We start from the raw sequence: 25,493 nt of genomic DNA, 5'->3' as shown, positions 1-25,493 counted from the left end.
GGGATCTCCTCGGAGACAGTCGTCGTCTGCGGATAAGTCGAAACCAAGCATAACCTTTCCTGATTCACACATAAGACTTCGCGTATCGACCAATGCGATACGCCATCGATCGCGCATCCGTGCGAGCGATACACTGAAAGCCCGATGGAGAGAGGTGTCGCGACCGTGGCAGAGAACTCTCCCCTCTCGCGCCTGGACCTCAACCTCCTGGTCTCCCTCGACGCCCTGCTCACCGAACAGAGCGTCACGCGGGCCGCTGACCGACTCCACCTCAGCCAGCCCGCGTTGAGCGCCTCCCTCGCACGACTGCGCACCCATTTCGGCGACCAGATCCTCGCCCGCCGCGGCAACGCCTACGAGCTGACCCCCTTCGCGATCCGCCTGACCGAACACACCTCGACCGCTCTGGAAGCCGCCCGGCGGGTGTTCGAAAGCCAGGCGCAGTGGGAGCCGACCGAATCGACCCGAGAGTTCTCGATCTACGGATCCGACTACGGCTTCGTCACGATCGGCCGGGTCGTCTCAGAGCTCGCGAAGCAGCGAGCGCCCGGCGTGCGGTTCCGCTTCATGCTCCACAACCCCTCGATCGTCGAAGACGTGACCAACAGGCTGCGATCGGCCGACGGCATGGTCATTCCGCACGGCCATGTCTCCGACCTGCCGTACGCCGACCTGTGGCGCGACGAGTGGCGAGCCGTCGTCGCCGACGAGAGCGAAGTCGGCGAACAGCTGACGATGGACCACATCGCCCGGCTCCCCTGGGTCATGACCTACCAGTCGCGCTCGGCCTACACCTCGGCGGCACGTCAGGTGCAACAGCTCGGCGTCGAGCCGCGGATCGACGTCGTCGCCGAGAGCTTCCTCTCCGTCGCCCACTTCATCCGCGGGACCGACCGCATCGGCCTCATCCAGGCCGCGCTCGTCCCGCTCGCCCAACAGGCCGGCGGCATCCGAATCGTGGGCCTGCCCTTCGAGCCGACACCGCTGGTCAACGCCCTGTGGTGGCATCCCGTGCACGGCCGCGACCCCGAGCACGCGTGGATGCGCGGCCTCTTCGAGGAGGCGGGCCGCATCGTCGAGTCCCAGACGCACCGCGAGGACTGAGCGTCAGGCGGACCGAGCGTCAGTCCGCGTCGAGCCCTAACGAGCGCAGCGCCGCCTCGAGGACCGGCCGCATCACCTCGTACCCCGCGCGGTTCGGATGCACCCCGTCATTGCCGAGACGCTCGTCGAGGCCCGCCCCGGCGTCGGCGAGCGCCGGGAAGTAGTCGGCGTACACGGCACCGCGCTCGGCCGCGAACTCCCGCAGCCAGGCGTTCCAGCGGGCGATGATGGGGGCGGGATCGAGGTCGGGACTCCAGCCCAGGTTCGATGCGGGAATGATGCTGCCCAGGATCACGCGGATGCCGTTGGCGTCGGCGATGTCGAGCATCGACGTGACGTGGCCCTGGAATGTCTCGTCTGACACCGGGCCGAGGTTGCCGCCGATGTCGTTGGTTCCCACCATGACGTGCACGGCGCGCGGCTGCAGGCGCACGACATCCGGGGAGAAGCGGACGAGGAGTTGCGCGGCGATCTGACCGCCGATACCCCGGTTGACGAGGCCGCCGGCGAACAGGCCGGGATCGGCCGCGCTCCAGTTCTCGGTGATCGAGTCGCCGAGCAGGACGGCGGTCGGCGCCGGCCCGCGCCGCACCTCTTCGTTCGCGACGGCGTAGCGGCCGAGGTTGGCCCAGTCCAGCCGGAGGCGCTCCTCTCCCTCGCGACGGGCCTCCTGCACCTCGGGCGAGGCGAAGATCGCCTCGAGGTCCATCTTCACTCCGGGTTCGAGGATCTGCTCGAGGTACTCGGCCATCATGTTCTCGGTGCGCGACTTGGTCATCGGGTGTCTCCTTCGTTTCGTCAGTCAGTCGGTCGGTCGGGCCGCACGGCCCAGTGCGTGATCGCGTCGAGGGTCCGCAGTGCGCCCGGGTCGCCGGGATGGTCGATGTGACCGTGCTCGGCCCCGGGCTCGAGGTAGCGGGTCACCGGCACACCGGCCCGCTCGAGAGTGGCGGCGAAGGCCTCACCCGAGGGCCGGAGCCGGTCGTTCTCGCACAGCGCGATGAACGTCGGCGGGAAGCCGCGGCCGTCGCCGAGTCCGGCGAACACGCGATGGTCGGCGAGCGCCTCGACAGAGCCCGCGTAGTTGAGGGCGAGTTCGTCGAGGGGCGATGCCGGGTCCAGCTCCGCGGAGGGCGCGCTGCCGTTCGGGTGCAGCAGGGGGTAGACGAGCAGCAGTGCCGGCGGACGCCCCGGATCGTGCTCTTCGACCATGCGGGTGACGACGGCGGACGCGAGCGTGCTGCCCGCGCTCGCGCCGCCGAGGACGAGATCTCGCGGGTGCACCCCGAGCAGTCGTTCGGCGTTCTCGTGACCGAAGCGCCAGGCGGCGTGCACGTCGTCAAGCGGCGCCGGGAAGTGCACTCCGGCGAGGCACTTCACGTAGTCGACGGCGAGCACCGGGATGCCGCGGCTCGCGAGCTCGCGCGCCACCCAGTTCGACTCGGGCATCTCGAGGTGGCCGCCGATGAACGCACCCCCGTGCGCCCACACGAGGCCGCGCCCCGAGGGAGCCGCCGTGGGGTCGCGATAGGAACGCATCGGGATCGGCCCGTTCGGGCCGTCGACCGTGAGGTCCTGAGTCTCGACTGCGGCCAGGTGCGGGAAGCGGCGCACGAGGGAGTCGGTGTCGATGTCGGGCCGGGGGTCGGGCGGCTCCCCGTTCGCGGCGAGCCAGGCGAGAGCTTCCCGCACGGGCATCCGCCGGAAGTCGGGAAGCTCAGCCCGCTCGGCGGCCGGCTGGTCGGTCACGCGACCGCCCGCATGCTCGTGCGGATGAGATCGTGCTGACGGCGCACGAGCAGGAGCGGGTCGACCTCGCCGAGTTCGGCGAAGGCGTGACCCTCCCACTCGCTCGACCAGTACCCGCGGTAGCCGCCGTCGACGAACACCCGCACCAGCTCCGGGTAGTCGATCGCCGGCTCCTGACCCGATGCGTCGATGTCGTAGAACTTCGCGTGCACGTGCTTGATCTGGGGCATGATGTCGCCCCATTCCCGCGGGTCGACGTGCCCGTGCATGTTGAAGGCGAGGTGCGCGAACGACCCCAGCCGACCGGGATCGAAGTCGCGGCCCGTCAGGTAGCCGATGAACTCTTGCTGGCGTTCGCGCATCGGGGCATCGGTCGCCCAGATCTCCTGCAGCCGGGCGATGGCCTCGTCGTCGAGCCCGGCACGGCGCACGGCGCGCAGCAGCGTCGGCGACATCGCGTGCATCGTCGACGAGAAGTCGGCGACGAACCCGAGCAGTGGCGAGTCGAGGGTGTCGTAGAGGTCGCGCACCTTCATGATCTCGGGTGAGTTCGGCCCCATCGGCGCGTGGATCTCATAGGCGAGCACCAGCTCGAGCTGCTCCGCGATCGGCAGCAGCCGGCGCAACAGTTCCGGCTTCGCGCTCTGGATGCGCACGAGCGGAAAGCCGAGCTTCTTCGCGCCGCGGAACAGCAGTTCGGAGACCTCGAACTCCTCGTCGGGGGTCATGTCACGATCGCGACGGCGCCCCATGTCGAGGTTCGCCCCGAACGAGCTGGCTTCGAAGCCGTGACGGTCGAACGCCGCCCGCCAGGTCGCGACGAACTCGTCGCTCACCGCCGGATAGCTCGGGATCATCTGCGACGCCACGATCTCGATTCCGGGGCCGATGCCCAGTTCGGCCACCCGATCGAGCAGGCCGTCGAAGTCGTACCAGCCGGCGCGGAACTCGGCACTCGCCGAATAGAGCGTGACGCCCAGCTTGAACGGGTCGCCGCCCGCCTCGGGCACCGGCGGAAGGCTCTCGTGCCCGATGACGGGAGCCGGGGCATCCCGATCGGTCGCCGTCAGCGTCGACGACTGGCGCACGTGATTGGGAACGTACATGCCGGGTGCGCCGTCGGCGCCGGGAGCGATCTGCATGTACGGCAGTCGCAACTCACCCGAGATCGCGACCTCATGGCGCTCACCGAGCGCGATCGGGGTGTCGCGGCGCACGATGAGCAGCGGATGCTGCTGCAGGTACCAGAGCACCTCGCTCTGCTGCGCGAGTTCGTCGAGGCGATAACGGACGCCCGCGAGTTCGAGCGTCAGGTCGTCGGCGGGCACCGCGACGCCGTCGAGGGCGACCTCCAGCCGCACGACCGACGACAGCCAGAGGCTGCGATACCACGGCAGGGTGAGGGAGAGGGCGGCCCCCTCGGGGTGCACGCGAAGACTGTCGTCGGTGATCAGTCCGTTGGGCATGGCGTTTCCTCGTCGGCTAGAGACGTGCGGCGGTCTGACGCATCAGCGAGTGCTGGCGCCGCACCTGTTCGATCGAGCGCCAGGGGATGCGCTCGCCCTCGTACTCGCTGGAGAGGTAGCCGGTGTAGCCGGCGTCTTTCAGGGCCCGCAGGACGGGTTCCCACGGGATCTGCTGGTCGTGGAGGTTCTCGTCGATGTCGTGGAACTTCGCCTGGATGAAGACGACGTAGTCGATGATGTCGAGCACGTCGGCGGGGTCGACCCCGATGCCGTCGAGGAACGCCGGGCGGTGCCCGGGCAGTTCCCCCGGGCGGAGCGGAATGGGGCGATCCTGAAAGATCCCGGTGTCGAGCAGGATGCCGAAGTGCTTGGTTCCGGTGCGCTGGATCAACTCGATGTAGCCGTCGACGACCTCGTGCTTGATCGGGGTCGGCGAGTGGATCTCGGGACAGATGACGACATCCAGCTCGGCGGCGAGGTCGAGGCTGCGCTCGACGGACTCCGTCCAGATCGGGTCGGGCACGAGGTCGCTCGACACGACGCCGATCTTGGGCCGCACGAACGCGAAGCCGAGCTGTTTCGCCAGCCGGAGGTCACGCTGGATCGCCGCGGCTCCTTCGACGGGAGTCATCGAACGGCCCGGGTGCAGGCGGGTGTCGATCCACGAGCCGTAGTTGGTCGGTTCGAGCGAGTACTTCTCGAGCAGCCGGAACCACTCGTCGATCCACGCCGTCGAGGGATTCGGATATCCCGGGATGTGGCCTTCGCCGAGGATCTCGATGCCCGTCGCGCCGACGTCGGCGACGTGAGCCAGGGCGGTTTCCAGGTCGAGCACGGTGCCGAAGTCGCCCATGTAGCTATAGAGCGAGACGCCGTACTTGAAGGGGTCGCCGGCGATGTCGGAACTGAGGGTGATGTGGCGGGTCTCGCGATAGGTGCTCGGCTGGTGCTCGATCGGGATGTACGACATCCGCAGGCGCAGCTCGATCGACACCTCGTGGATGCCCTCCGGCAGGCCGCCGGCATAGGGCACGGTCACGACGGCGGCTTCGTCGAGCTGCCATCGCACGTCATCGCTCTCCCAGAGTTCGGCGAGCGTGTAGGTGGTGCCACCGAAGGTCCACAGCGGCGCGGTGACCTCGAACTCGAGGGCACCGACCTTCACGCCGATGCCGTCGATAAGGGATGCCGCCATGCCCCGGTAGGAGGGCATCCGCACCCGCAGCTGGAAGCCGGTGATCTCGCCCCCGGAGCGGACGTTGCGGAAGCCGGTCGCCTGGATGAGGTCTTTCTCGAGGAGCACGACCTGACGTTATCAGTATTTGTCAGAAAGATACATAAGTAGTCATGATCTACGCATAACATCGGGTGTGGCCCACTTCACGAATCCCGTTCTCGGGGGCGACCGTCCCGACCCGGCGGTCCTCCGAGACGACGACGAGTACTGGATGACCTACTCGTCGTTCGAAGGCGCCCCCGGGCTCCCCCTCTACCGTTCCACCGACCTCGTCACCTGGACCTACGAAGGCAGTGCCCTTCCTCAGCCTCCGGCGAGTGTCTTCGCCGTCGACATCGTCAAACACGGCGGCCGCTACTTCATCTACATCCCGTTCATCCCGACCTCGTGGTCGAGCGAGATCACCGAGCCGTCGATCGCCGTCATCCACGCCGACTCCATGCGCGGCCCGTGGAGCGAACCCATCGACCTCGGCATCCGCGGGGCGATCGACCCGGGTCACGTCGTCGGCGAAGACGGCGCCCGCTACCTGTTCGTCAACGGCATCCGCCGGATCCGGCTGACGGATGACGGGCTCGCCACCGTCGGGGAGCTGACGCAGGCCTACGACGGCTGGCGCTACCCCGACGACTGGGTCACTGAGGCGTACGCCCTCGAGGGGCCCAAGTTCTTCCGCCGCGGCGACTGGTTCTACCTCGTCAGCGCCGTCGGCGGCACGGCCGGCCCGCCGACCGGTCACATGGTGATCGTCGCGCGCTCGACGTCGGTGCACGGCCCGTGGGATAACCACCCCGGCAACCCGATCGTGCGCACGACCGATGCCGGGGAGCGCTGGTGGTCACGCGGGCACGCCACGATCGTCGCCGGGCGGGATGACGACTGGTGGATGCTCTCCCACGGCTACGAGAACGGGTACCGCACATTGGGCCGGCAGATCCTGCTCGAGCCGATCGAGTGGACGCCCGACGGCTGGCCGGTGGCGCCCGCCGACCTCTCCGGCGCGATCGACGGGCCCGCCGGCTCGGCACCACAAGCCGCTCGACCGCCGATCCACGGAGACTTCGCTCCCGTGCACCTCGGCGAGCGGTGGAGCTTCCACGCCCCCCAACCCGCCGAAGCCGAGCGGATCACCGAGGACGGTGGCGCACTGGTGTTGCGTGCGAAGGGCACCGGGATCGCCGACTGCTCCCCCCTCACCATGACCGTCGCCGACCGTGCCTACGAGATCGAGGTCACCCTCGAACTCATCGGCGGCCGGGTCGAGGGCGGTCTGCTGCTCTTCTTCAACAGCCGGCTCTTCTGCGGGTTCGGCATCACCGGCGAGCAGATGACCAGCTACTCCGGGGGCCTCCGTACTCATTGGCGCGAACCCGCCCCCGCGACGCGTCGCATCAGTCTGCGACTCCAGAACGACCACCACATCGTCACCGGCTGGTACCGCGTCGACGACGGCGAGTGGGTCAGGCACGGTGTCCGATACGAGACGTCGGGCTACCACGCGAACACGATGGGCGACCTGGTGAGCCTGCGACCCGCCGTGTACGCGGCCGGTGACGGGTCGGTGCGGTTCACGACGCTCGCGTATCGCGCCCTGACGTAAAAAACCCCGCCGCCGCTGGCGAGAGCGATGACGGGGTTTCGTACACCCCCCGGGACTTGAACCCGGAACCCACTGATTAAGAGTCAGTTGCTCTGCCAATTGAGCTAGAGGTGCGTAGCCCGCAAGCGGGACCGAGGGACAACGATAGCATGACCGCCGTGAGTGATCTCGTGCGTCTCGAAGCGGGTTCGCTCGCCCCCGACTTCACCCTGCCCGACCAGTTCGGGCATCCGTTCACGCTGTCGAGCACCCGCGGGTCGAAGACGATCGTCTACTTCTACGGCGAGGCGGGAACGCCCGCCTGCACCTCGCAGGCCTGCGACTTCCGCGACAACATGGCGGTCTTCGAGAAGGCCGGGTACCGGGTGGTCGGCATCTCCCGCGATGAGCCGAGCGTCAACGCCGGCTTCGCGCGCGACGAGCGGTTGCCGCAGGTCATCCTCAGCGATCCGACGCGCGCGGTGCACGAGCTGTACGGCACCTACGGCGAGAAGCAGCTCTACGGGCGCACGGTGAACGGGGTCATCCGCGCGACGTTCGTGCTGGATGAGGCGGGGCGCATCGACCAGGCGCTCTACAACATCAAGGCGACCCGGCACGTCGCGATGCTGCTCAAGAAGCTTCGTCTCGACCGCTGAGCCACGCGGCGGTCGGCCGGGCGACGGCGAGCACGAACCCGAGCACGGCGACCGCGATGAGCGGCCACCCCCAGCCGGGTTGAGCGAGCGCACCCTGCAGCGCGCCCACCCCGACCGCGAACAGCAGCACCTGGAAGACGACCGCGGCGGCACGCACCCAGGCGCGTCCCCGCCAGATGCCGAACAGCACGGCGCCGAGCGCGAACGCCACCAGACCGGCGAGCACGACGAGCGCGATCGCCGTGCCGGGCGACGCCGCGGGCGCGGTCAGCACCTCGACGAGCAGCAGGATGCCGAGCGCGAGCACGCCGAGGAACTCGGCCGCGACGACCACCATGAGGGCCCCGACGGTAGCCGGGCGGTTACCGGGAGCTGAAGGATCACCTATTGATTCGATGCTTCAAGTATGAAACCCTTACCAACGGTTGATGTGACGCCTACAGAGTCGTAGGTGAGTCCGGAAGGCCGAAACCCCAATCTTTCCGTTCTCACTTCGACCATGCGCGAATGTGCTTCCACAACAAGCAACCCGATTCGCGTCACGCGTCAGCAGCAACAAAAGGAGCACCACCCATGGATTGGCGTGACAAAGCCGCCTGTCTCACCGCAGACCCCGAGCTCTTCTTCCCGGTCGGCAACACCGGTCCAGCTGTCGATCAGATCGACAAGGCGAAAGCCGTGTGTGCACGGTGCTCCGTCACGGAACAGTGCCTTCAGTACGCCCTCGAGACCAACCAGGACTCCGGCGTCTGGGGCGGCCTGAGCGAAGACGAGCGTCGCGCTCTGAAGCGCCGCGCCGCCCGCGCGCGCCGCGCGTCCTGACTCACCCCCGCGTCAGCCAGAGCAGGGGCACGTCGATCGTGACCTCGGTGCCCTCGCCTTCGAGCGTGTGCCAGTCGATCGTGCCGCCGAGCTCACCCTGAATGAGCGTGCGCACGATCTGCGTGCCGAGGCCTGAGCCGACCTTCCCCTCGGGAAGCCCGACGCCGTTGTCGCGCACCCGGATCGTCAGGTGCTCGTTCTTGCGCTTCGCCGAGATCTCGACCTGACCGTCGGCGCGGCCCGCGAGTCCGTGCTCGACCGCGTTCGTCACCAGCTCGGTGAGCGCCAGCGCGAGCGGCGTGGCGTAGGCACTCGGCAGGGTGCCGAACTTGCCGGTCTTGATCGGACGCACCGTGGTGTTGTGGCTCGACGCCACCTCGGCGACGAGCAGCAGCACCCGATCGAACACCTCGTCGAAGTCGACGATCTGGTCGAGACCTTCGCTCAGGGTGTCGTGCACGACCGCGATCGCCGCCACGCGGCGCATCGCCTGGTTGAGGGCATCCTTCGAGTCGTCGCTGCGCGCGCGGCGGGCCTGGATGCGCAGCAGCGAGGCCACCGTCTGCAGGTTGTTCTTCACCCGGTGGTGGATCTCGCGGATGGTCGCATCCTTGGTGATGAGCTCCTGCTCCTGGTGCCGCACCTCGGTGACGTCGCGCACGAAGATCGCCGCCCCCACGCGTTCGCCGCGGAACTTGATCGGGATGGTGCGCAGCGTCACCGTCACCCCGCGGGCCTCGATGTCGGTGCGCCACGGGGCGCGCCCTGAGACCACGAGCGGCAGGGACTCGTCGACGTGCTGCTTGTTGGCGAGCAGGCCCGTCGTCACCTCGGCGAGGGATTCCCCCTCCAGCTCGCCCTGGAACCCCATGCGGTTGAACGCCGATAGCGCGTTCGGGCTCGCGAACGTGACGATGCCGTCGACGTCGAGGCGGATCAGGCCGTCGGAGGCGCGCGGGGCGCCGCGTCGCGGAAGGGTCGGGGCCGACAGGTCGGGGAAGTCGCCGCTCGCGATCATCGCGAAGATGTCGTTCGCGCACTGGTTGAACGTCAGCTCCTGCCGGCTGGGCGTGCGCGCCTCGCTGAGGTTGCTGTGCCGGGTGAGCACCGCGATCGGCTTCTCGGTGACCTCCTGCCCGCTCGGTGCGAGCCGGCGCACGACCGGAACCGCACGCACCCGGGTGGGGGTCTCCTCGTACCAGTCGGGCGCCGCGGTGTCGACGATCTGCGCGGTCTCGAAGGCGTCGGTCACCTGCTGCTTCCACTCGGGCTTGATCGGCTGCCCGACGAAGTCGCGGTAGAAGAGCGTGGCGGCGGATGACGGCCGCGCGTGCGCGACGGCGACGAATCCCCCGTCGGCGGTGGGCACCCAGAGCACGATGTCGGCGAAGGCCAGGTCGGCGAGCAGCTGCCCGTCGGCGACGAGCAGGTGCAGCCACTCGACGTCTGTCGCCGAGCGGTCCTGCGAGAGCATCAGCTCGGAGAGGGTCGACACGGCACCAACGTTACCCGCGCCCGCGGCCGGCAACCGGCGGGGTCAGCGGCGGGCGAGGTCGGCGGCGAGCTTGCGGATCACGGCCCGGGCGGCCGAGCGCGGCGCCGCCTCGGCGAGACTCCGGCCGCTCAGCAGCGCGGCGTCGAATCCGGCGGGATCCCACGGCACGAGATGGGCGGGGGTGACGCCGCCGAACCGCTCGAGGGTCGACCTCACCTGGGCGGCGGGGTCGAGGCCGACCACGCTGGAGCGCACCTTGTTGATCACGACGGTCACCCGATCCGGGGCGACGTGGTCGAGCAACTCGGCGTGCCCGCGCAGGAAGCGCGCCAGCCCGACCGGATCCGCAGCCCCGACGGCGACGACCCGGTCGGCGCGGCGCAGCGTCTCGACGGTCGCCGCGTTGCGGCGCGGGGCGGCCACGTCGCTCACCAGCTCTTCGTCTTGCTCGAGACCCGCGGCCACGTCGACGATCGTCACGCCCGCCCAGCCGCGCACGGCATCCAGAACCCCCGCGATCCGCTCGGCGGTGAGCTCCGGCCAGCGGGCCGGGCGGCCGATGCCGGTCAACACGCGGAACCCGCCGCGGTGGTGCGACGCGACCCGGTCGAGCTCGGCGATCGTCAACGAGCCGGTGCCCGCGAGCCGGCAGGCGGCCGCGAACCCCGGGGCCTCGTCGAGAAGGCCCAGCGACGGCGCGACCGCGGCCGCGTGGGTATCGGCGTCGGCGAGGGCGATCGGCACCCCCGACGCCGCGAGTTCCCCGGCGAGGGCGATCGCCAGGCTCGTTCGCCCCGGCGCTCCCCCGGGACCCCAGACCGCGATGACGCTCCCCCGCTCGACGATCGGCCGGGTGGGGCGACCCGTGGTCTCTTCGGTGACCTCGTGTGCGGGTGCCGCGACAGCGAGTGGCAGGGCGGGTGCGAGAGGCGGCACCACCGGGATGCCGCTGCCGGGGGTCAGCAGCGTCCAGGCCGGCGGCCCGGGCACGGGGTCGACCACCCCCAACCCGGCGGCGAACCGTCGCTCCCGCGGCGAGTCACCCACGACGACGAGCCGCACACCGTGCGCGTCGCACGCGGCGACCAGCCGCGGCGACAGGTGCGGCGCCGACGCGGCCGCGATGACGACCTCGGGTTTCGCGGCGGCGATCCGCGGGGCCAGTGCGTCGGCATCCGCCATCTCCGCCACCACCCGGTGCCCGTACCGCGCCGCCTCCGCACCGAGCCGGTCGGCGTCAGCGCTCGGCAGGGCGAGGCCGACGTCGGTCACAGCGACCCCAGCGGGATTCCCGACGGCACGACCGCGAGCGCGTCGCCGTTCGCGATCGCTTGCAGCAGCCGCGCGACGCGCGTGCGCGGCACCAGCACTTCGACCGTCGATGCGGCGCCGCTCGACCCGGCGATGAGGGTCTCGTCTTCGAGCACCCGCACCACCGTCGCCTGCGAGGCGAGCACGACCGGAGTGCCGAACTCGCCCTGATCGAGCGACGCGGTGCCCCAGACATCCACCAGGCTCCCGGTCTCGACGACGGTGCTCACCGGACCGCTGAGCTGCAGTACGAGCGAGGTGGCCCGCTCGCCGTCGAGTGACCCGGCGGCCGACAGCGGAACCAGCTGCCCGGCGGCGACCGGCTGCGCCACCACGAATCCGTCGGCGGGGAAGGCGTCGACGAGCAGATAGAGGTCTTCGGCACCGTCGAGGGCGACGCTGCGCTCCACCAGATCGTCGGCGTCGACGCGGTCGCCGGGTGCCAGCGACTCGGCGGCCGCGTAGACGGCGACGCGGGTGTCGGCGGCCCCGACGAGCAGGGTGACCGCGACCACGGAGGCGGCGACGAGGGCGAGGCCGATCAGCAGCCGCACGTCGAGCGCGAAGCGCCGACGCGGTGTCGGACGGGCGTCGGTCATCGGTTCCTCCAGATCGCGGCGGGGACGGCCCCCATGTTCACGCGCCGCCGAAACGGGGTGCGGAAGTTGTCCACAACCCCGTGCCGGATGAGCCGCCGGGTCGATAATCGGACCATGACGCACTCCGACACCGGCGGACTCGCGCGCTTCTTCACGCTCGCCGAGACCGCCGAGGTGCTGGCCATCTCGGTCAGCCAGGCGTACGCGCTCGTGCGTTCGGGCGAGCTGCCCGCCATCAAAGTCGGCGGCAACGGGCACTGGCGGGTCGAACGCACCGTGCTGCAGGGCTACATCGACGGCAAGTACGAAGAGAACCGCCGCCGCACCCTGTGGCAGCAGGCCGAGTACGCCGACGTGGCCGAGCTGTTCGTCGAGCGGTAGGCGTCGCTAGAACCTCACCAGGTCGAGGCCCGCGAACGCGACGATGCGGATGCGGGCCACCGCCGTCGTGCGCCGCGGTTCCCCCGGTGCGTGTTCGGCGAGGTCGAGATGATCCCGTCCGACGCGGTCGATCGTGCCGTGCCACCGCTCGGCACCCACATGCACCTCGACCGCGGTACGGCGTCGGCACAGGTCGCGCAGCACGAAAGCCAGCCCGAGGCGCGCCGAGAGCGCGGTGGGCGGTTCGGGCGTCGCGTCGGCCCGCAGGCTCGCCGCGAGCTGGGACCCGACGGGGTCGAGAGTCGTCACCGCAGCGAACGGCACGATCGCGGAACGCAGGATGCCGGCATCCAGCTCGCCCGCGAGCCAGTCGCGCCCGAGGGCGGCGATCGCGAGCGCCACCCGCTCGCCGCCGCGCAACGTCACACCGAGCGGCGACGCTGGGTCGGCGTCGTGCAGTGCTCGGATGCGGTCGCGCAGACTCAGCCGCCCGAGGCGCAGCCGCTCCTCCTCGGCGATCAGGTCGACCTCTTCGGCGCCGAGCTCGGTCTCGAGTTGGCTCTCCAGGTCGTCGAAGAGGTTCTGCCAGCGCACGGCGCGACGTTATCCACGCCCCCGCGCGCTGCCGGGGAGTTATCCACAGGGAGGTAGTTCCCATTTACGACCCGGTGACCGCGTGATCGGATGGGGCATCCCCGCTGGGACGGGAGGCACCGGAACCGATTCAGGGAGTTACCGATGACACATTCCCAGGCGTCTCACGCCGCGTTCGACGGCACCGCTGCGCGCCACCTGGAGCCGCGGTACCCGGCGGATGACTTCTTCGACCAGCAGCCGACCTCCTCGACGGCGTTACCCGATCCGCGACCCCTCATCGAGAACCTCACGCGTTGCGTCATCGAGATCCTGGCCGGCGCCCGCGAACTCGACCAGATCGCCCGCTGGCTCACCGACGACGTCTACCGCCACCTGCTCAAGCGCACCATCCTGTCGAGCCGGGCGCGGCAGGCGAAGGGAGCCCCGGCGCTGCGCCCGACGTTCTCGATCGGGTCGGTCCTCGTCTGCGAACCCCGAGACGGCATCGTCGAGGCGACGGTCGTCGTGCGGGGTCGCGCGCGCGTCCGCGCCGTCGCGCTGCGCCTCGAGGGTCTCGACCGCCGCTGGCGGGCCACCGCCATCCACGTCTTGTAGAGGCCCGCGGAGGGCAGAGCTTGCACGTGCCGAGCCCACCCCGATCCTGTCTCGACGCCCGCTGAGCAGCATTCCGTCGCGACACGCCGCCATTGCTCACCGACGGCGGCGTGTCGCTGCAGAACGGTGCTGAGCATTCGCCTGGCAGTCACTCCCGGTGGAAGCGGCCCTGCCGACACTTCCCGACTTCGGCGCTGTCGCGTTCGTGACGATAGAGGTGTCGGAGGTCAAGAACCGCTTTCATCGGGGTGGTCCCGATGCCATGCTCACCGTCGGACGCCCGCGCCTCGTACATCAAGCTGTGGCGCGGGCCGTACCAGCGCGTGATGCGGAAGCCCATCCGCAGCTACCGGCGCTTCTCCTGCGCGCGACGCTGGGCACGGTTGAGGGGCGGAGCCTGCGGGGCACCGCCTTCCTTCTGACCGAAGGCACCGCGCTGCGCCGCGGGAGCAGCACCTGGACGCCCCGCGGGCTGCTGCGGCGGAGCCGCCTGGCGGGTGAACGCCGCCGCCTGCTGGGCCGCCTGCTGCTGGGCGAGGGCCGTCGCACGGGCTTCGACCTGACCGCGCTGGTTGCGCACCTCGACCTCGCCCGACGCGTCGGCGCTGGGGGCGGAGTACGAGAGGGCCTGCTGCGGCGGCTGGTCGGCGTTCAGGCCGCGCGCGGCGATCCGCGCCTGGCCGGCCGCGTCACCGGTGACCTGCACGTCGAGGTTGAACAGGAAGCCGACCGCCTCCTCGCGGATGGCGCTCATCATGCTCTGGAAGAGCGCGTAGCCCTCACGCTGGTACTCGACGAGCGGGTCGCGCTGCGCCATCGCGCGCAGGCCGATGCCGTCCTTCAGGTAGTCCATCTCGTAGAGGTGGTCGCGCCACTTGCGGTCGATCACCGAGAGCACGACGCGCCGTTCGAGTTCGCGCATCGCGGGGGCACCGAGCTGCTCTTCGCGCTTGCGGTAGGCGACCTCGGCATCCGAGAGGATCTCTTCGGTGAGTCGCTTCGACGACAGCCGGCCCTTGCTGCCGACCTCGCTCAGCACCTCGTCGATCGTCAGCCCGACCGGGTAGAGGGTCTTCAGCTCGGTCCACAGGGCTTCGAGATCCCAGTCGTCGCTCGTGCCCTCGGAGGTGTGCTCGTCGATGACCTCGGTGAGCACCCGCTGCAGGAACTGCTGCACGCGCTCGTGCAGGTCGTCACCCTCGAGGATGCGGCGGCGGTCGGTGTAGATCGCGTCGCGCTGGCGGTTGAGCACGTCGTCGTACTTGAGCACGTTCTTGCGGATCTCGGCGTTGCGGCTCTCGACCTGCGACTGCGCGGAGCGGATCGCCCGGGAGACGAACTTGTGCTCGATCGCGACATCGTCGGGGATGCCGGAGCGCCCGAGCAGGTTCTCGACGGCTCCGGCGTTGAACAGCCGCATCAGGTCGTCTTGCAGCGACAGGTAGAAGCGGCTCTCGCCCGGGTCGCCCTGGCGGCCGGAGCGACCGCGCAGCTGGTTGTCGATGCGGCGGGACTCGTGCCGTTCGGTGCCGAGCACGTAGAGACCGCCGGCCTCCACGACCTTCGCCGCTTCCGCCTCGACCTCGCGCTTCACCTGCGCGAAGACCTCGTCCCACTGCGCCTCGTACTCGTCGGGCGTGTCCACGGGAGAGAGGCCGCGCTCGTGCATGCGCGCGGTGGCGATGAACTCGGCGTTGCCGCCGAGCATCACGTCGGTGCCGCGACCCGCCATGTTGGTCGCGACCGTCACCGCGCCCACGCGGCCGGCCTGAGCGACGATCGCCGCCTCGCGGGCGTGGTTCTTCGCGTTGAGCACCTCGTGCTTGATGCCGCGCTTCGCGAGCAGCCGCGAGAGCTCGTCGCTCTTCTCGACGCTCGTCGTGCCGACCAGGATCGGCTGCCCGGTGCGGTGGCGCTCGACGATGTCTTCGACGACCTGGGCGAACTTGATCGCCTCGTTCTTGTAGACCAGGTCGGACTGGTCGACGCGCACCATCGGCTTGTTGGTGGGGATCGGGATGACGCCGAGCTTGTAGGTCGCCATGAACTCGGCGGCCTCGGTCTCGGCGGTACCGGTCATGCCGGCGAGCTTCGTGTAGAGCCGGAAGTAGTTCTGCAGCGTGACGGTGGCGAGGGTCTGGTTCTCGGCCTTGACCTGCACGCCCTCCTTCGCCTCGATCGCCTGGTGGATGCCTTCGCTGTAACGGCGGCCCATCAGGATGCGGCCGGTGTGCTCGTCGACGATGAGCACCTCGCCGTTCATGACGACGTAGTCCTTGTCCTTCTTGAACAGGGCCTTGGCCTTGATCGAGTTGTTGAGGAACGAGATGAGCGGGGTGTTCGCCGACTCGTACAGGTTGTCGATGCCGAGGTAGTCCTCGACCTTCTCGATGCCGGGTTCGAGAACACCGACGGTGCGCTTCTTCTCGTCGACCTCGTAGTCTTCGCCCTCGACGAGGCGCTTGGCGACGTTGGCGAACTCGCCGAACCAGCGGTTGGCCTCGCCCGACGCGGGGCCGGAGATGATGAGCGGGGTGCGGGCCTCGTCGATGAGGATCGAGTCGACCTCATCCACGATCGCGAAGTAGTGACCGCGCTGCACCATGTCGGCCGTCTGCCAGGCCATGTTGTCGCGGAGGTAGTCGAAGCCGAACTCGTTGTTGGTGCCGTAGGTGACGTCGGCGGCGTACTGCTCGCGGCGCTCGGCCGGGGTCTGACCCGACAGGATGCAGCCCGTGGTCATGCCGAGCGCGCGGAAGACGCGGCCCATCAGCTCCGACTGGTACGAGGCGAGGTAGTCGTTGACGGTGACGACGTGAACGCCCTTGCTGGCGATCGCGTTGAGGTAGGCGGCGGTGGTCGCGGTCAGGGTCTTGCCCTCACCGGTCTTCATCTCGGCGATGTTGCCGAGGTGAAGGGCCGCGCCACCCATCAGCTGCACGTCGAACGGCCGCAGGCCCAGGGTGCGCTTGCTCGCTTCGCGGATCGCGGCGAACGCCTCGGGCAGCAGGTCGTCGAGGCTCTCGCCGTCGGCGTACCGGTCGCGGAACTGGCGCGTCTCGTCGCGCAGTTCGTCGTCGGTGAGGTCTTCGAAGTGCTCTTCGAGGTGGTTGATGGCCTCGGCGTAGTGCTTCAGGCGCCGGAGGACACGGCCCTCCCCGACTCGGAGGACTCTCTCGAGAACGTTCGCCACGGATGCTCCACTCGTCCTATTTCCCAGGCACGCGAGTGCCCGCCGTTACCGGCGCGTAACTCTAGCAAGCGTAGCGTTCGGGCTCCCTGTGAGCAGGGCTCAGCGTGAGCGGCGCTCAGCGCCGCCGCTTCTTCGCCACTTCGTCCTCTTGCTCTTCGAGCGAGATCACCCCGTAGTTCCAGCCCTTGCGGCGGTAGACGACCGACGGGTTGTCGGTCACGGCGTCGACGAACAGGAAGAAGTCGTGGCCGACGAGTTCCATGTGGTCGACGGCATCCTCTTGGGTCATGCGCACCGCGGGGAAGACTTTGTGCCGGATGACGACGGGGCTCCATTCGGGCTCCTCGCTCTCGGCGACCTGCACGGGGATCTCCCCCGTCGCGACGGCTTCGAGCAGCGCGGTGCTCGCCGGCACCAGCTCGGCGACGCGACCGTTGCTCGTCGCCTCCCCGATGGACTCGGGGCGGCGGGCGCCGCGGTGGATCTTGCGGCGATCCTTCGCCTGCCGGATGCGCTCGACCAGCTTCTCGAACGCGAGGTCGAACGCGGCGTACTTGTCGATGGCCGACGCTTCGGCCCGCACGACCGGCCCGGGGCCGATCAGGGTGAGTTCGACGCGGTCCTCGCCGGTCGAGCCGCCGGTCTCGTGGTGGCGGATGACGCGGATCTCGAGGGCCAACGCCTTGTCGGCGAGATGGGCGACCTTCTCGGACTTCTCGGTCGCGTAGTCCTCGAACCGGTCCGGGATCTCGACTCCGCGACCGGTGATGGTGATGTCCATGGGCGTCCTCCTCCTGTTCAGTGGCATTCGCCGTGACCCCAGGAGGCCCCGCCAGCGAGTGCCTGTGGCCCCACCGTAGACCCGCTCCCCTGGGATGTCACGGGAAGATCACGACGAGTTGCTGAGCATTCCCACTGAGCGCCCGTCCCGACGCGGGGTGGCGGCCAATGCGGCCGCTCCGACCACCGTCGCGCCGCCCGCGCGGAGCACGTGCGCGGCCGCCGCGAGGGTCGCTCCCGTGGTCACGACGTCGTCGACGAGCAACACCGGGATGCCGGGCACCGGCCGGGCGAGCGCGAACACCCCGTCGAGGTTGCGCGCCCGGTCGGCGACGCCGAGCGCCTTCTGGGCGGCATGCGGTCCTGCGGGCAGGAAGAGCGGAGAGAGCCGGATGCCGGCGCGATTCGCGAGCAGCCGCACCGGTTCGAAGCCGCGGCGGCGCATCGCCGGTCGTGACGACGGGACCGCCGTGATCAGGGCATCCGGTCGCCCGGCGAGTGCCGTCGAGACCGCGGCGGCGAAGGGAACGGCGAGCGGGGTGGCGAGCGCCGTGCAGCCCTCCTCTTTGAGCGCGAGCAGGGCGGCGCGGGCGACCCCGTCGTAGGCGAGCCCGGCGGTCACCGGTCCGACCCCCGGCAGGTCGATGGCGCGCGGCCGCGGGGCGAGCTGCGGTGTGCAGGCCGCACACAGCGTGCGACCCTCGGTCGCGCATCCCGCGCACGGCACCGGGAAGAGGAACGCGAGAGCGTCGACGAGGTCGGGGACGAGCATCCCGCCAGCCTCGCGCTCCGCAGCCGAACGCAACGAGGCGCGGGGCGAACTGGGGAGGCAGCTACTGCTGGGTGCCGAGGAAGGACGCGAGGACACCGGTGTCGCGCCAGCCGCCGGCCTCGCTCGGCCGGTGCACGGTGCCGTCCGCCAGCCGCACGCGGATGCCGGCGACGAGGTTGCCGCCGACGATCTCGACGGCTCCGTCGATCTCGCCGAGTTGCTCGGGCGGGCCCCCGAGCGCGAGCACGTCGACCTCGGTGCCGTCCTGCCCGGCCGACAGCACCGCGACATGCGTGCCGTCGACCCAGGCGACGTCGATGATCGATCCCCGAGGGTCGAGCTCATACACGGCCCCGAACGCCACCGGTACCAGGTCGGCATTGCGTTGCACCCCGATGACGAACAGCCGGGGACCGTTCGCGGTCGCGAGCGCGACGAGTGCTCGCGCGCCGTCACGCGACACCTCGAGGGCGACGACCTCGCCGTCGACGGCGAGCGGCAGCGGGAACTGCTCGCCGTCTCTCGTCACGATGAGCCCAGTCGGTGCGGAACGCGGCACCGTCCAGACGAAGCCGTACGGGTCGAGGCCGGGGGCGATCAGCCCGGCACGCCCGTCGACCGGTACCGGATCGCCGCTCGCTCCCACCAGGCTGACCCCCGCCGGGCCGAGCACGGCCACCGACTCGCGGTCCCGCGCCAGGGTGGCGGCGCTCGGCTGCAACGCGTCCGCGCGGGTGCGGATCACGGGGAGGGGCGCAACCCCCTCGGCGGTCAGTGACCCGAACTGCCCGTTCGACCCGCCGATCGTCCCATCGCCCACCCGGTAGTCGTCCTCCGGCGGGGCATCGTCCGAGGCCGGGGCGAGGTCGAACTCGCCCGCCGTCACCTCGAACTCGGTCACGTTTCCCAGCGCCCGCAGACTCGACTGGAGCTGATCCAGCATCCGCCGCTGAGTCAGCGCCGACTCGGTGCGCACCTCGGCGCCGAGTTCGACGCTCACCACGGGTGCCCGGTAGACGGCTCGTCCCGTCGTGCCCTGGGGGAACGCGCTGAAGAGCACGCCCGCCCCCAGCCATGCGGTCGGCCCCAGAAGGAGTTCATCGACGATGCGATCGGCGACCTCGCGGGTGATCGGGAACCACCGCAGGTCGGGTACCAGGAGCTCGAACGACGGGTCGTAGAAGTAGAGCGGGTAGGCGGCGAACGCGGTCGTGAACCCGTTACGGCTGAGCACCGTGCCCGGGTCCGCGCGCGCGATGCGGTTCTCGCCATCGACCGTCGTGATGTCGTAGCTCAGGGTCTGCACCTGCGACGGCACCTCGGTGTAGTGCCCCGACCCGTCGACCTCGCCGACCACCGTCACGGTCACGGCCACCGTGTCGGCATCCACGACGATCGGGTTGATCGCGCTCGACGTGACGAGCACGCGGCTCGTTCCGCTCCACTCCGCGCTCGGCGCGAGGAACTCCTGCGCCACCTGGTAGCGGTTCTGAGGCGCGCGACCCGCGTTGAGGAAGCCTTGCACGATCTCGACGGGCGTCTGACCCGGAACCGGGCTCGGCGGAAGGACGACGGTCGGCACCTCGTCGGGGTCGACCTCGATCTGTTCGGAGTGCACGTCGCCCGACATCGGAATGGCGACGCACCCGGCGAGCGCCACGGTCACCCCCAGTGCCACGATGACGGATGCCCGCCGCCTCGCCCTCACGAGAGCACCTCCTCGGGCGGCAGCCCGAGCGGTGAACCCCGCAAGGCCTCGCCCCGGTGCCGCGGCAGGGTGAGCCGGAAGCAACTGCCCTCGCCCGGTCGAGACCAGACTTCGAGCACCCCGCCGTGAACCGTCGCGTCTTCAAGCGCGATCGCGAGACCCAGCCCGGTGCCGCCCGTCGAACGCTGCCGCGAGGGGTCGGCGCGCCAGAACCGGTCGAAGACGTGCTCCAGGTCGCTCTCCGCCATCCCGATGCCGTGGTCGCGCACCGCGATCGCCACGGCATCCTTGTCGCTGTCGACGTACACGTCGATCGGCCGGCCTTCGCCGTGGTCGATCGCATTGCCGAGGAGGTTCTGCAGCACGCGGCGGATCCGCCGGGCATCGACGTCGGCCTCGAAGTAGCCGCCCGGCGCCAGCAGGCGCACCTCGGTCTGCTTCTCCTGGGAGAGGGGCGCGACCGCCTCGATCGCGTCTTCGACGAGCCGCACCAGGTTGGTGGGCTCGAACTCGAGCTGCACGGCTCCGGCGTCGTACCTGCTCATCTCGAGCAGGTCGGCGAGCAGGGTCTCGAATCGCTGAGTCTGCGCGTGCAACAGCTCGGCGGTGCGCGCCGTCGCGGGCGGGAAGGCATCCCGCTGGTCGTACAGCACGTCGCCGGCGAGGCGGATCGTCGTGAGCGGCGTGCGCAACTCGTGCGACACGTCGGAGACGAATCGCTGCTGGACGCGCGAGAGGTCGGCCAATTGCCGGATCTGACGCTGCAGGCTCTCGGCCATGCGATTGAACGACCGCGCGAGCGTGGCGAGTTCGTCGTCTCCGCCCTCCGGGAGGCGCTCTTCCAGCTCGCCCGCGGCGAGCTTCTCGCTCGCCTCGGCGGCGACCCGCACCGGCCCGACGACGAGACGCACGACGAGGTACGCGACGGCGCCGATCAGCAGCACGAGGGCGATGCCGGCGAGCACGAGTGCGCCCTGCACGAAATCGAGTGTCTCCTGCACCGCACTGAGGTTGTAGACGACGTAGAGCTCGTACTGCTGCCCCTGCGGCAACTGCACGAGCGACCCCACGATGATGCCCGGTTGCGCGCCGGACTCCGCGGGAATCGCGACCGACTGCCAGGTGAGGGTGTCGGGCTCGGCCCCGACGACGGCATCCCGAAGGTCCGCGCCCACCAATTCCTCTTCGAAGGAGTCGTTGCTCGCCTGGTCGAGCACGGGGGGCGGTCCGACCTGATCCGGTGCCCGGAACATGCCGACCATCGGGGCGGAGGAGATGATCGCCCGCATCGCCTCGAACGCCGCCACCTGGGTGACCTCGAGGTCGTCGACGATGCCCGCCTCCTCGGCATCCGCGAACACCTGTTGGGCGGCGAGGATCGCCCGCCCGGCCTCGGCCACCACCTGGTCGCGGTTCTGGTCGAAGAGGTTGCCGCGCACACTCGTGACGATGTAGGCGCCCACGATGGTGACGGCGACCGTCGACAGGGCGACCGTCAGCGCGATCGTGCGCAGCTGGAGCGAGCCCCGCCAGAGCCGGATGGCCCTCGCAAGGTAGACCCGCCAGTCGAATCGCATCTTCGGTCGTCGGGCTCCGCCGACGTCAGGTGACGGCGCCGGCGCGGTACCCGACGCCGCGCACGGTGGTCACGATGCGCGGGTCGTCGGGGTCGTGCTCGACCTTGGCGCGCAGGCGCTGCACGTGCACGTTCACCAGACGGGTGTCGGCCTTGTAGTGGTAGCCCCACACCTGCTCGAGCAGCATCTCGCGGGTGAACACCTGCTGAGGCTTCGTGGCGAGCGCGAGCAGCAGCTGGAACTCGAGCGGCGTGAGGCCGATCTTGGTGCTCCCGCGGCGCACCTCGTGGCCGGCGACATCGATCACCAGGTCGCCGATCGCGAAGGTCTCGCTGTCGACGGCGGGCGTCGGGCGCAGCCGGGTCTTGACCCGGGCGATGAGCTCTTTGGGGTTGAAGGGCTTGACCACGTAGTCGTCGGCGCCGCTCTCGAGGCCGCGCACGACATCCGTCGTCTCGCCTTTCGCGGTGAGCATGATGATCGGCACGCCGCTCTCGGCCCGGATGCGTTCGCACACTTCGATGCCATCGATTCCGGGCAGCATGAGGTCGAGCAGCACGAGGTCGGGGTTCGTCGCGCGGAAGGATTCGAGGGCGGCGGCACCGTCGGCGGCGAACGACGGCTCGTAGCCCTCGGCACGCAGCACGATGCCGATCATCTCCGAGATGGCGGCGTCGTCGTCGACCACCAGAATGCGTGCGTTCATCGTGCGGTACAGAGTAGTCGAGGCGTGCGCAGGTTCGAGGCGAGCAGGGCGTCGGGCATGAGAACATGGCGGTCAGTCCGTGACAGGGAAGGGCTCGCGTGAGCGACAGCGGATCCACCGAGGCGCCGATCGCGGCGCCTTCTTGGCGGGCGCCCGAAGTGCCGATCCCGGTCGACGTGACCCCGTCCGAGCTGCCGCGGCGCCGTCGCCTCGGGTGGACGCCGCCCCCGAAACGCGGCCTCGTGCCGTTGCGGCCGATCCCCTTCGGCGCCGTGCTCGGCGCGCCCTTCCGCCTGCAGCGTCGCGCGCCGCGCACCACCCTCGGGCCCGCGCTCGTCATCAGCCTCGCGACGACGACGCTCGCCGCGCTGCTGACCTGGGGGCTCACGGTCGGCCCGCAGGCCGCGCTCGACGCCGCGTACTACCAGGACTACCTGCTGGCCCAGAATCTGCTCGGCACGCTCGGAGTGATCGGCGGATTCGTGCCCCTCGTGCTCGCGCTCACCGGCAACGCCCTGCTCGCCGGTGCCGTCGTCGTCGCGGCCTCGCGTGCCGTGCTGGCCGAGCGGGTGTCGTTCCGCGGCCTGCGCTGGCGACTGCAGGGGCGCACGGGGCGACTCGTGGCGTGGACCGTCGTCGTGTTCCTGCTGACCGCCGGAACGCTAGTGCTCGCGTCGCTGCTGCCGCTGACGCTTGCCGTCAGTTCGTCTGCGGGTGCCGGTTTCGCGTTCGCGGTGGGCTTCCTCGAGGCGATCGCGATCCTGCTGGTGGGCGGGTATCTCGCGGGTCGCGTCGGGTTCACGAGCCACGCGATCGCTCTCGAAGGGCTCGGCGTCGCCGGGGCGCTGGCGCGCTCCTGGCGCCTCACCCGCCGCGCCGGCTGGCGGCTGTTCGGCGCGCAGCTGCTCATCTGGATCGTCGTCGGGCTCGCCGCCGCCGTGCTCACCCAGCCGATCAGCTGGGCGCTGGATCTCGGGGTCGGTCTGGTCTTCCCCACGGGGGCGACGCAGGCGCAGGGCGAGATCTACGCCGCGGCGCGCACCGTCATCCTCACGGCGGTCACGGCGATCGTCGGTGCCTTCGGCCTCGTCATGCAGTCGGTGTGCGCGGCGCTGCTCTACCTCGACCAGCGGATGCGGGTCGAGGGCCTCGACCTGGCGCTCGCGCGGTACGTGGATGAGCGGCAGCGCGGCATCAGCGTCGCCGACCCCTTCCCCGGTGGGGGCGCCGGATGACTCCCCCGACCCCTCGGCTCGACGTCCCGGTCGACCCCGACGACGAACAGGCACGCCGCTGGCTCGAAGACGAGCTGGGGCGCGGCGACGCGGAGTATCAGCCGCCCGAAGCGCCCGGGTGGTGGCAGGACTTCCTCGCGTGGCTCGAGAGCCTGTTCTCGGGTCTCGGCGGCTCCGAGGCCCCGACGCCGGCGTTCCAGACCGGCCAGACGGTCGGCATCGTCGCCCTGATCGTGCTGCTGATCGCCCTGCTCGTCGTGGCGTTCGCGATCTTCGGCCTGCCCCGGCTGCGCAAGCGCAGCAAGGTGACCGGTGACCTCTTCGGTGAAGACGACGACCGTTCCGCCCTTCAGCTGCGCACCGCGGCGCAGCGGGCGGCGGATGCCGGTGACTACACCGAGGCGTTCATCGAGCTGTTCCGCTCGCTGGCCCGGGATCTGGCCGAGCGGGGCATCGTGCTGACCTTCCCGGGCACGACGGCACGCGACTTCGCCCGGCGCACGGGCCTGGTGTTCCCCGCCGCCGCTGATCGGCTCGCCGAGGCGGCCGTGGTGTTCGACGACCTGCGCTACCTCGGCGTCGTCGGCACGCGCGAGCAGTGGCGACGGATGTCGGCGCTCGACGCCGAGCTGCGCGCCGCCCGTCGCCCCCGGGTGCGCGCCGCGGAGGCGCTGGGTCGCGCCGACGTCACCGCGGCCGCCGGGGAGGCATCCCGATGAGCGTCGCCGCCCCGCCCGCGCCGCCGACCCCGGCCGCCCCACCCCGCCGGACCTTGCGCGGGGTGCTCATCGGCGTCAGCCTCGCCGTGGTGTTCCTGCTCGTCGCGGTGATCGTCTACGCGGTGACCCGTCCGCAGCAGCGCGAAGTCGACTACCTGTCGCCGACCTCCGGCAGCCCCTACGGATCACGCGCCCTCGTCAACGTGCTGCGCGACCAGGGCGTCGACGTGGAGCAGGCGACCACCCTCGCCGAGGTGCGGGCCGTCGACAGCGACCCGGCCGAGACGACCCTCGTGCTCTACGACTACTACCTCGTGCTCGGCTCGGATCAGCGACGCGAACTCTTCGAGATCGCCGACCGCATCGTCGTGCTCGACCCCCTCGACGCCGAACTGGACGACTTCGCACCGGGCGTGCTCCACGCCGGCGACGACCTCGGCGACACCTTCCCGGCCGACTGCGACCTCCCCGCCGCCGAGAAGGCCGAGGCGGTCTCGGCGGCCCCCTACCTCTACGACATCGCCGAGGCCGACGCCGAGGTGACCGGGTGCTTCTCGGTCGGAGACGGGCTCTACTCGGTCGTGCACACCCGGACCCGTGGCTCGGAGGTCACGGTCGTCGGCCTCTCACCCGCCTTCACGAATGGCGAGATCCTGAAGGCCGGCAACGCGGCGTTCGCCCTCAACCTGCTGGGCGAGAACGAGACCCTGATCTGGTACCGCCCCGATCTGAGCGAACTGGAATCGGGCGAGATCCCGACCGCCGTCAGCCTGACTCCCCCCTGGGTGACACCGCTCGTGCTGTTGCTGGTGCTGCTCGGTCTCGCCGCCGCGATCTGGCGGGGGCGTCGCCTCGGACCGCTCGTGGCGGAGCGGCTCCCCGTCGTCGTGCGCGCCAACGAGACGATGGAGGGCCGTGCCCGCCTGTACGAGCGCGCGGGGGCCCGCGAGCACGCCCTCGACTCGCTGCGCATCGGCACGATCGCCCGGCTCGCCGTCTGGTGCGGACTGCCGCGACGTGCCACGGTCGACGAGGTCGTCGACGCCGTCGCCGCGCTCACGGGCCGCGATCGCGACACCCTCGCGCACCTCCTCGTCGACCGCATCCCGGCAGGCGACGGGGCGCTCGTGGAACTCTCCGACGAGCTGCTGGTGCTCGAAGCCGAAGTCACCCGCGTCGTGCGGGGACGTTGACCGACATGACCCCTCCC

General features: G+C 70.2%; 24 protein-coding genes and 1 tRNA gene. 9 read left to right on the top strand and 16 right to left on the bottom strand.

Features of this window, described 5'->3' with window-relative positions:
• Positions 1–144: 144 nt before the first annotated feature.
• On the top strand, positions 145–1,104 hold the full coding sequence (locus IE173_RS08140) for a LysR family transcriptional regulator (RefSeq protein WP_373298457.1): 960 nt from the start codon (positions 145–147) through the stop codon (positions 1,102–1,104).
• Between the two features lie 19 nt (positions 1,105–1,123).
• On the opposite strand, the gene IE173_RS08135 is transcribed toward IE173_RS08140, so the two are convergent.
• From IE173_RS08135 to IE173_RS08120, 4 genes are read right to left on the bottom strand one after another with little or no spacing between them, the layout of a single operon-like run.
• The gene (locus tag IE173_RS08135; protein ID WP_191282941.1) at positions 1,124–1,882 is read right to left on the bottom strand and encodes a GDSL-type esterase/lipase family protein; all 759 of its coding nucleotides are present in this window, start codon (positions 1,880–1,882) and stop codon (positions 1,124–1,126) included.
• A gap of 20 nt (positions 1,883–1,902) precedes the next feature.
• A complete protein-coding gene (locus IE173_RS08130; protein WP_229841970.1) occupies positions 1,903–2,853 on the bottom strand; it encodes an alpha/beta hydrolase in 951 nt (316 codons plus the stop codon).
• Positions 2,850–4,319 carry a C-glycoside deglycosidase beta subunit domain-containing protein gene (locus IE173_RS08125; protein ID WP_191282940.1) on the bottom strand — a complete coding sequence of 490 codons (1,470 nt, stop codon included), beginning with the start codon at positions 4,317–4,319 and terminating at the stop codon, positions 2,850–2,852. The genes IE173_RS08130 and IE173_RS08125 overlap by 4 nt, the downstream gene beginning before the upstream one ends.
• Before the next feature lie 16 nt (positions 4,320–4,335).
• Positions 4,336–5,622, bottom strand: a complete 1,287-nt coding sequence (locus IE173_RS08120) for a C-glycoside deglycosidase beta subunit domain-containing protein (RefSeq protein ID WP_191282939.1) — start codon at positions 5,620–5,622, stop codon at positions 4,336–4,338.
• Positions 5,623–5,689: 67 nt separating this feature from the next.
• On the opposite strand from IE173_RS08120, the gene IE173_RS08115 reads away from it, so the two are divergent.
• Positions 5,690–7,156 (top strand): family 43 glycosylhydrolase, encoded by a 1,467-nt coding sequence (locus tag IE173_RS08115; protein WP_191282938.1) that lies wholly within the window; start codon positions 5,690–5,692, stop codon positions 7,154–7,156.
• Between the two features lie 41 nt (positions 7,157–7,197).
• Here IE173_RS08115 and IE173_RS08110 read toward each other — a convergent pair.
• Positions 7,198–7,270: transfer RNA gene (locus IE173_RS08110), tRNA-Lys, on the bottom strand.
• A gap of 44 nt (positions 7,271–7,314) precedes the next feature.
• Between IE173_RS08110 and IE173_RS08105 the strand changes: the two genes are divergently transcribed.
• Entirely contained in the window at positions 7,315–7,794 is a 480-nt protein-coding gene (locus tag IE173_RS08105; protein ID WP_191282937.1) for a peroxiredoxin, read from the top strand.
• On the opposite strand, the gene IE173_RS08100 is transcribed toward IE173_RS08105, so the two are convergent.
• On the bottom strand, positions 7,769–8,131 hold the full coding sequence (locus IE173_RS08100; protein ID WP_191282936.1) for a hypothetical protein: 363 nt from the start codon (positions 8,129–8,131) through the stop codon (positions 7,769–7,771). The genes IE173_RS08105 and IE173_RS08100 overlap by 26 nt on opposite strands.
• A gap of 236 nt (positions 8,132–8,367) precedes the next feature.
• Between IE173_RS08100 and IE173_RS08095 the strand changes: the two genes are divergently transcribed.
• Positions 8,368–8,616, top strand: a complete 249-nt coding sequence (locus IE173_RS08095; RefSeq protein WP_191282935.1) for a WhiB family transcriptional regulator — start codon at positions 8,368–8,370, stop codon at positions 8,614–8,616.
• Between the two features lies 1 nt (position 8,617).
• On the opposite strand, the gene IE173_RS08090 is transcribed toward IE173_RS08095, so the two are convergent.
• Genes IE173_RS08090 through IE173_RS08080 form a run of 3 tightly spaced genes read right to left on the bottom strand, consistent with a single transcriptional unit; the run spans position 8,618 to position 12,021 of the window.
• On the bottom strand, positions 8,618–10,111 hold the full coding sequence (locus tag IE173_RS08090) for a sensor histidine kinase (RefSeq protein WP_191282934.1): 1,494 nt from the start codon (positions 10,109–10,111) through the stop codon (positions 8,618–8,620).
• Between the two features lie 42 nt (positions 10,112–10,153).
• Entirely contained in the window at positions 10,154–11,383 is a 1,230-nt protein-coding gene (locus IE173_RS08085) for an AAA family ATPase (RefSeq protein ID WP_191282933.1), read from the bottom strand.
• Positions 11,380–12,021 (bottom strand): hypothetical protein, encoded by a 642-nt coding sequence (locus IE173_RS08080; RefSeq protein WP_191282932.1) that lies wholly within the window; start codon positions 12,019–12,021, stop codon positions 11,380–11,382. Before IE173_RS08080 ends, IE173_RS08085 begins: the two co-directional genes overlap by 4 nt.
• A gap of 114 nt (positions 12,022–12,135) precedes the next feature.
• Here IE173_RS08080 and IE173_RS08075 point away from each other — a divergent pair, with 114 nt between their 5' ends.
• Positions 12,136–12,402, top strand: a complete 267-nt coding sequence (locus IE173_RS08075; RefSeq protein WP_191282931.1) for a helix-turn-helix domain-containing protein — start codon at positions 12,136–12,138, stop codon at positions 12,400–12,402.
• A gap of 6 nt (positions 12,403–12,408) precedes the next feature.
• Here IE173_RS08075 and IE173_RS08070 read toward each other — a convergent pair whose 3' ends face one another.
• Positions 12,409–12,996 carry a hypothetical protein gene (locus IE173_RS08070; RefSeq protein WP_191282930.1) on the bottom strand — a complete coding sequence of 196 codons (588 nt, stop codon included), beginning with the start codon at positions 12,994–12,996 and terminating at the stop codon, positions 12,409–12,411.
• 144 nt (positions 12,997–13,140) lie between these two features.
• Here IE173_RS08070 and IE173_RS08065 point away from each other — a divergent pair, with 144 nt between their 5' ends.
• Entirely contained in the window at positions 13,141–13,593 is a 453-nt protein-coding gene (locus IE173_RS08065) for an Rv3235 family protein (RefSeq protein ID WP_229841969.1), read from the top strand.
• Between the two features lie 346 nt (positions 13,594–13,939).
• Here the strand turns inward: IE173_RS08065 and secA are convergent, their stop codons facing one another.
• The 6 genes from secA to mtrA form a co-directional block, all read right to left on the bottom strand.
• Positions 13,940–16,786: a preprotein translocase subunit SecA gene (gene secA, locus IE173_RS08060; protein ID WP_191282929.1), complete on the bottom strand. Its 2,847-nt coding sequence runs from the start codon at positions 16,784–16,786 to the stop codon at positions 13,940–13,942.
• A 115-nt stretch (positions 16,787–16,901) separates the two neighbouring features.
• The gene (gene hpf / locus IE173_RS08055) at positions 16,902–17,567 is read right to left on the bottom strand and encodes a ribosome hibernation-promoting factor, HPF/YfiA family (protein ID WP_191282928.1); all 666 of its coding nucleotides are present in this window, start codon (positions 17,565–17,567) and stop codon (positions 16,902–16,904) included.
• A 108-nt stretch (positions 17,568–17,675) separates the two neighbouring features.
• On the bottom strand, positions 17,676–18,338 hold the full coding sequence (locus tag IE173_RS08050; RefSeq protein ID WP_191282927.1) for a ComF family protein: 663 nt from the start codon (positions 18,336–18,338) through the stop codon (positions 17,676–17,678).
• A gap of 61 nt (positions 18,339–18,399) precedes the next feature.
• Entirely contained in the window at positions 18,400–20,046 is a 1,647-nt protein-coding gene (locus IE173_RS08045) for an LpqB family beta-propeller domain-containing protein (protein ID WP_191282926.1), read from the bottom strand.
• Entirely contained in the window at positions 20,043–21,623 is a 1,581-nt protein-coding gene (mtrB, locus tag IE173_RS08040) for an MtrAB system histidine kinase MtrB (protein WP_191282925.1), read from the bottom strand. Before mtrB ends, IE173_RS08045 begins: the two co-directional genes overlap by 4 nt.
• Before the next feature lie 25 nt (positions 21,624–21,648).
• On the bottom strand, positions 21,649–22,329 hold the full coding sequence (gene mtrA, locus IE173_RS08035) for an MtrAB system response regulator MtrA (RefSeq protein WP_191282924.1): 681 nt from the start codon (positions 22,327–22,329) through the stop codon (positions 21,649–21,651).
• 98 nt (positions 22,330–22,427) lie between these two features.
• On the opposite strand from mtrA, the gene IE173_RS08030 reads away from it, so the two are divergent.
• From IE173_RS08030 to IE173_RS08020, 3 genes are read left to right on the top strand one after another with little or no spacing between them, the layout of a single operon-like run.
• On the top strand, positions 22,428–23,564 hold the full coding sequence (locus IE173_RS08030) for a glycerophosphoryl diester phosphodiesterase membrane domain-containing protein (RefSeq protein WP_191282923.1): 1,137 nt from the start codon (positions 22,428–22,430) through the stop codon (positions 23,562–23,564).
• Positions 23,561–24,283: a DUF4129 domain-containing protein gene (locus IE173_RS08025; RefSeq protein ID WP_191282922.1), complete on the top strand. Its 723-nt coding sequence runs from the start codon at positions 23,561–23,563 to the stop codon at positions 24,281–24,283. The genes IE173_RS08030 and IE173_RS08025 overlap by 4 nt, the downstream gene beginning before the upstream one ends.
• On the top strand, positions 24,280–25,476 hold the full coding sequence (locus IE173_RS08020) for a DUF4350 domain-containing protein (protein WP_191282921.1): 1,197 nt from the start codon (positions 24,280–24,282) through the stop codon (positions 25,474–25,476). The genes IE173_RS08025 and IE173_RS08020 overlap by 4 nt, the downstream gene beginning before the upstream one ends.
• The last annotated feature ends 17 nt before the right edge of the window (positions 25,477–25,493 follow it).

The sequence above is a fragment of the Pseudolysinimonas yzui genome (assembly GCF_014653215.1).
Classification (GTDB): domain Bacteria; phylum Actinomycetota; class Actinomycetes; order Actinomycetales; family Microbacteriaceae; genus Pseudolysinimonas_A; species Pseudolysinimonas_A yzui.
The sequence above is the reverse complement of the archived record's forward strand: the minus strand, read 5'-3'. Positions and strand labels throughout refer to the sequence as shown.

Excerpts from the sequence above, each read along its gene's own strand:
- IE173_RS08140 (WP_373298457.1), top strand. The coding sequence starts at position 145 with ATGGAGAGAGGTGTCGCGACCGTGGCAGAGAACTCTCCCCTCTCGCGC.
- IE173_RS08135 (WP_191282941.1), bottom strand. The coding sequence starts at position 1,882 with ATGACCAAGTCGCGCACCGAGAACATGATGGCCGAGTACCTCGAGCAG.
- IE173_RS08125 (WP_191282940.1), bottom strand. The coding sequence starts at position 4,319 with ATGCCCAACGGACTGATCACCGACGACAGTCTTCGCGTGCACCCCGAG.
- IE173_RS08100 (WP_191282936.1), bottom strand. The coding sequence starts at position 8,131 with ATGGTGGTCGTCGCGGCCGAGTTCCTCGGCGTGCTCGCGCTCGGCATC.
- IE173_RS08095 (WP_191282935.1), top strand. The coding sequence starts at position 8,368 with ATGGATTGGCGTGACAAAGCCGCCTGTCTCACCGCAGACCCCGAGCTC.
- IE173_RS08080 (WP_191282932.1), bottom strand. The coding sequence starts at position 12,021 with ATGACCGACGCCCGTCCGACACCGCGTCGGCGCTTCGCGCTCGACGTG.
- IE173_RS08075 (WP_191282931.1), top strand. The coding sequence starts at position 12,136 with ATGACGCACTCCGACACCGGCGGACTCGCGCGCTTCTTCACGCTCGCC.
- IE173_RS08065 (WP_229841969.1), top strand. The coding sequence starts at position 13,141 with ATGACACATTCCCAGGCGTCTCACGCCGCGTTCGACGGCACCGCTGCG.
- hpf (WP_191282928.1), bottom strand. The coding sequence starts at position 17,567 with ATGGACATCACCATCACCGGTCGCGGAGTCGAGATCCCGGACCGGTTC.
- IE173_RS08050 (WP_191282927.1), bottom strand. The coding sequence starts at position 18,338 with ATGCTCGTCCCCGACCTCGTCGACGCTCTCGCGTTCCTCTTCCCGGTG.
- mtrB (WP_191282925.1), bottom strand. The coding sequence starts at position 21,623 with ATGCGATTCGACTGGCGGGTCTACCTTGCGAGGGCCATCCGGCTCTGG.
- mtrA (WP_191282924.1), bottom strand. The coding sequence starts at position 22,329 with ATGAACGCACGCATTCTGGTGGTCGACGACGACGCCGCCATCTCGGAG.
- IE173_RS08025 (WP_191282922.1), top strand. The coding sequence starts at position 23,561 with ATGACTCCCCCGACCCCTCGGCTCGACGTCCCGGTCGACCCCGACGAC.
- IE173_RS08020 (WP_191282921.1), top strand. The coding sequence starts at position 24,280 with ATGAGCGTCGCCGCCCCGCCCGCGCCGCCGACCCCGGCCGCCCCACCC.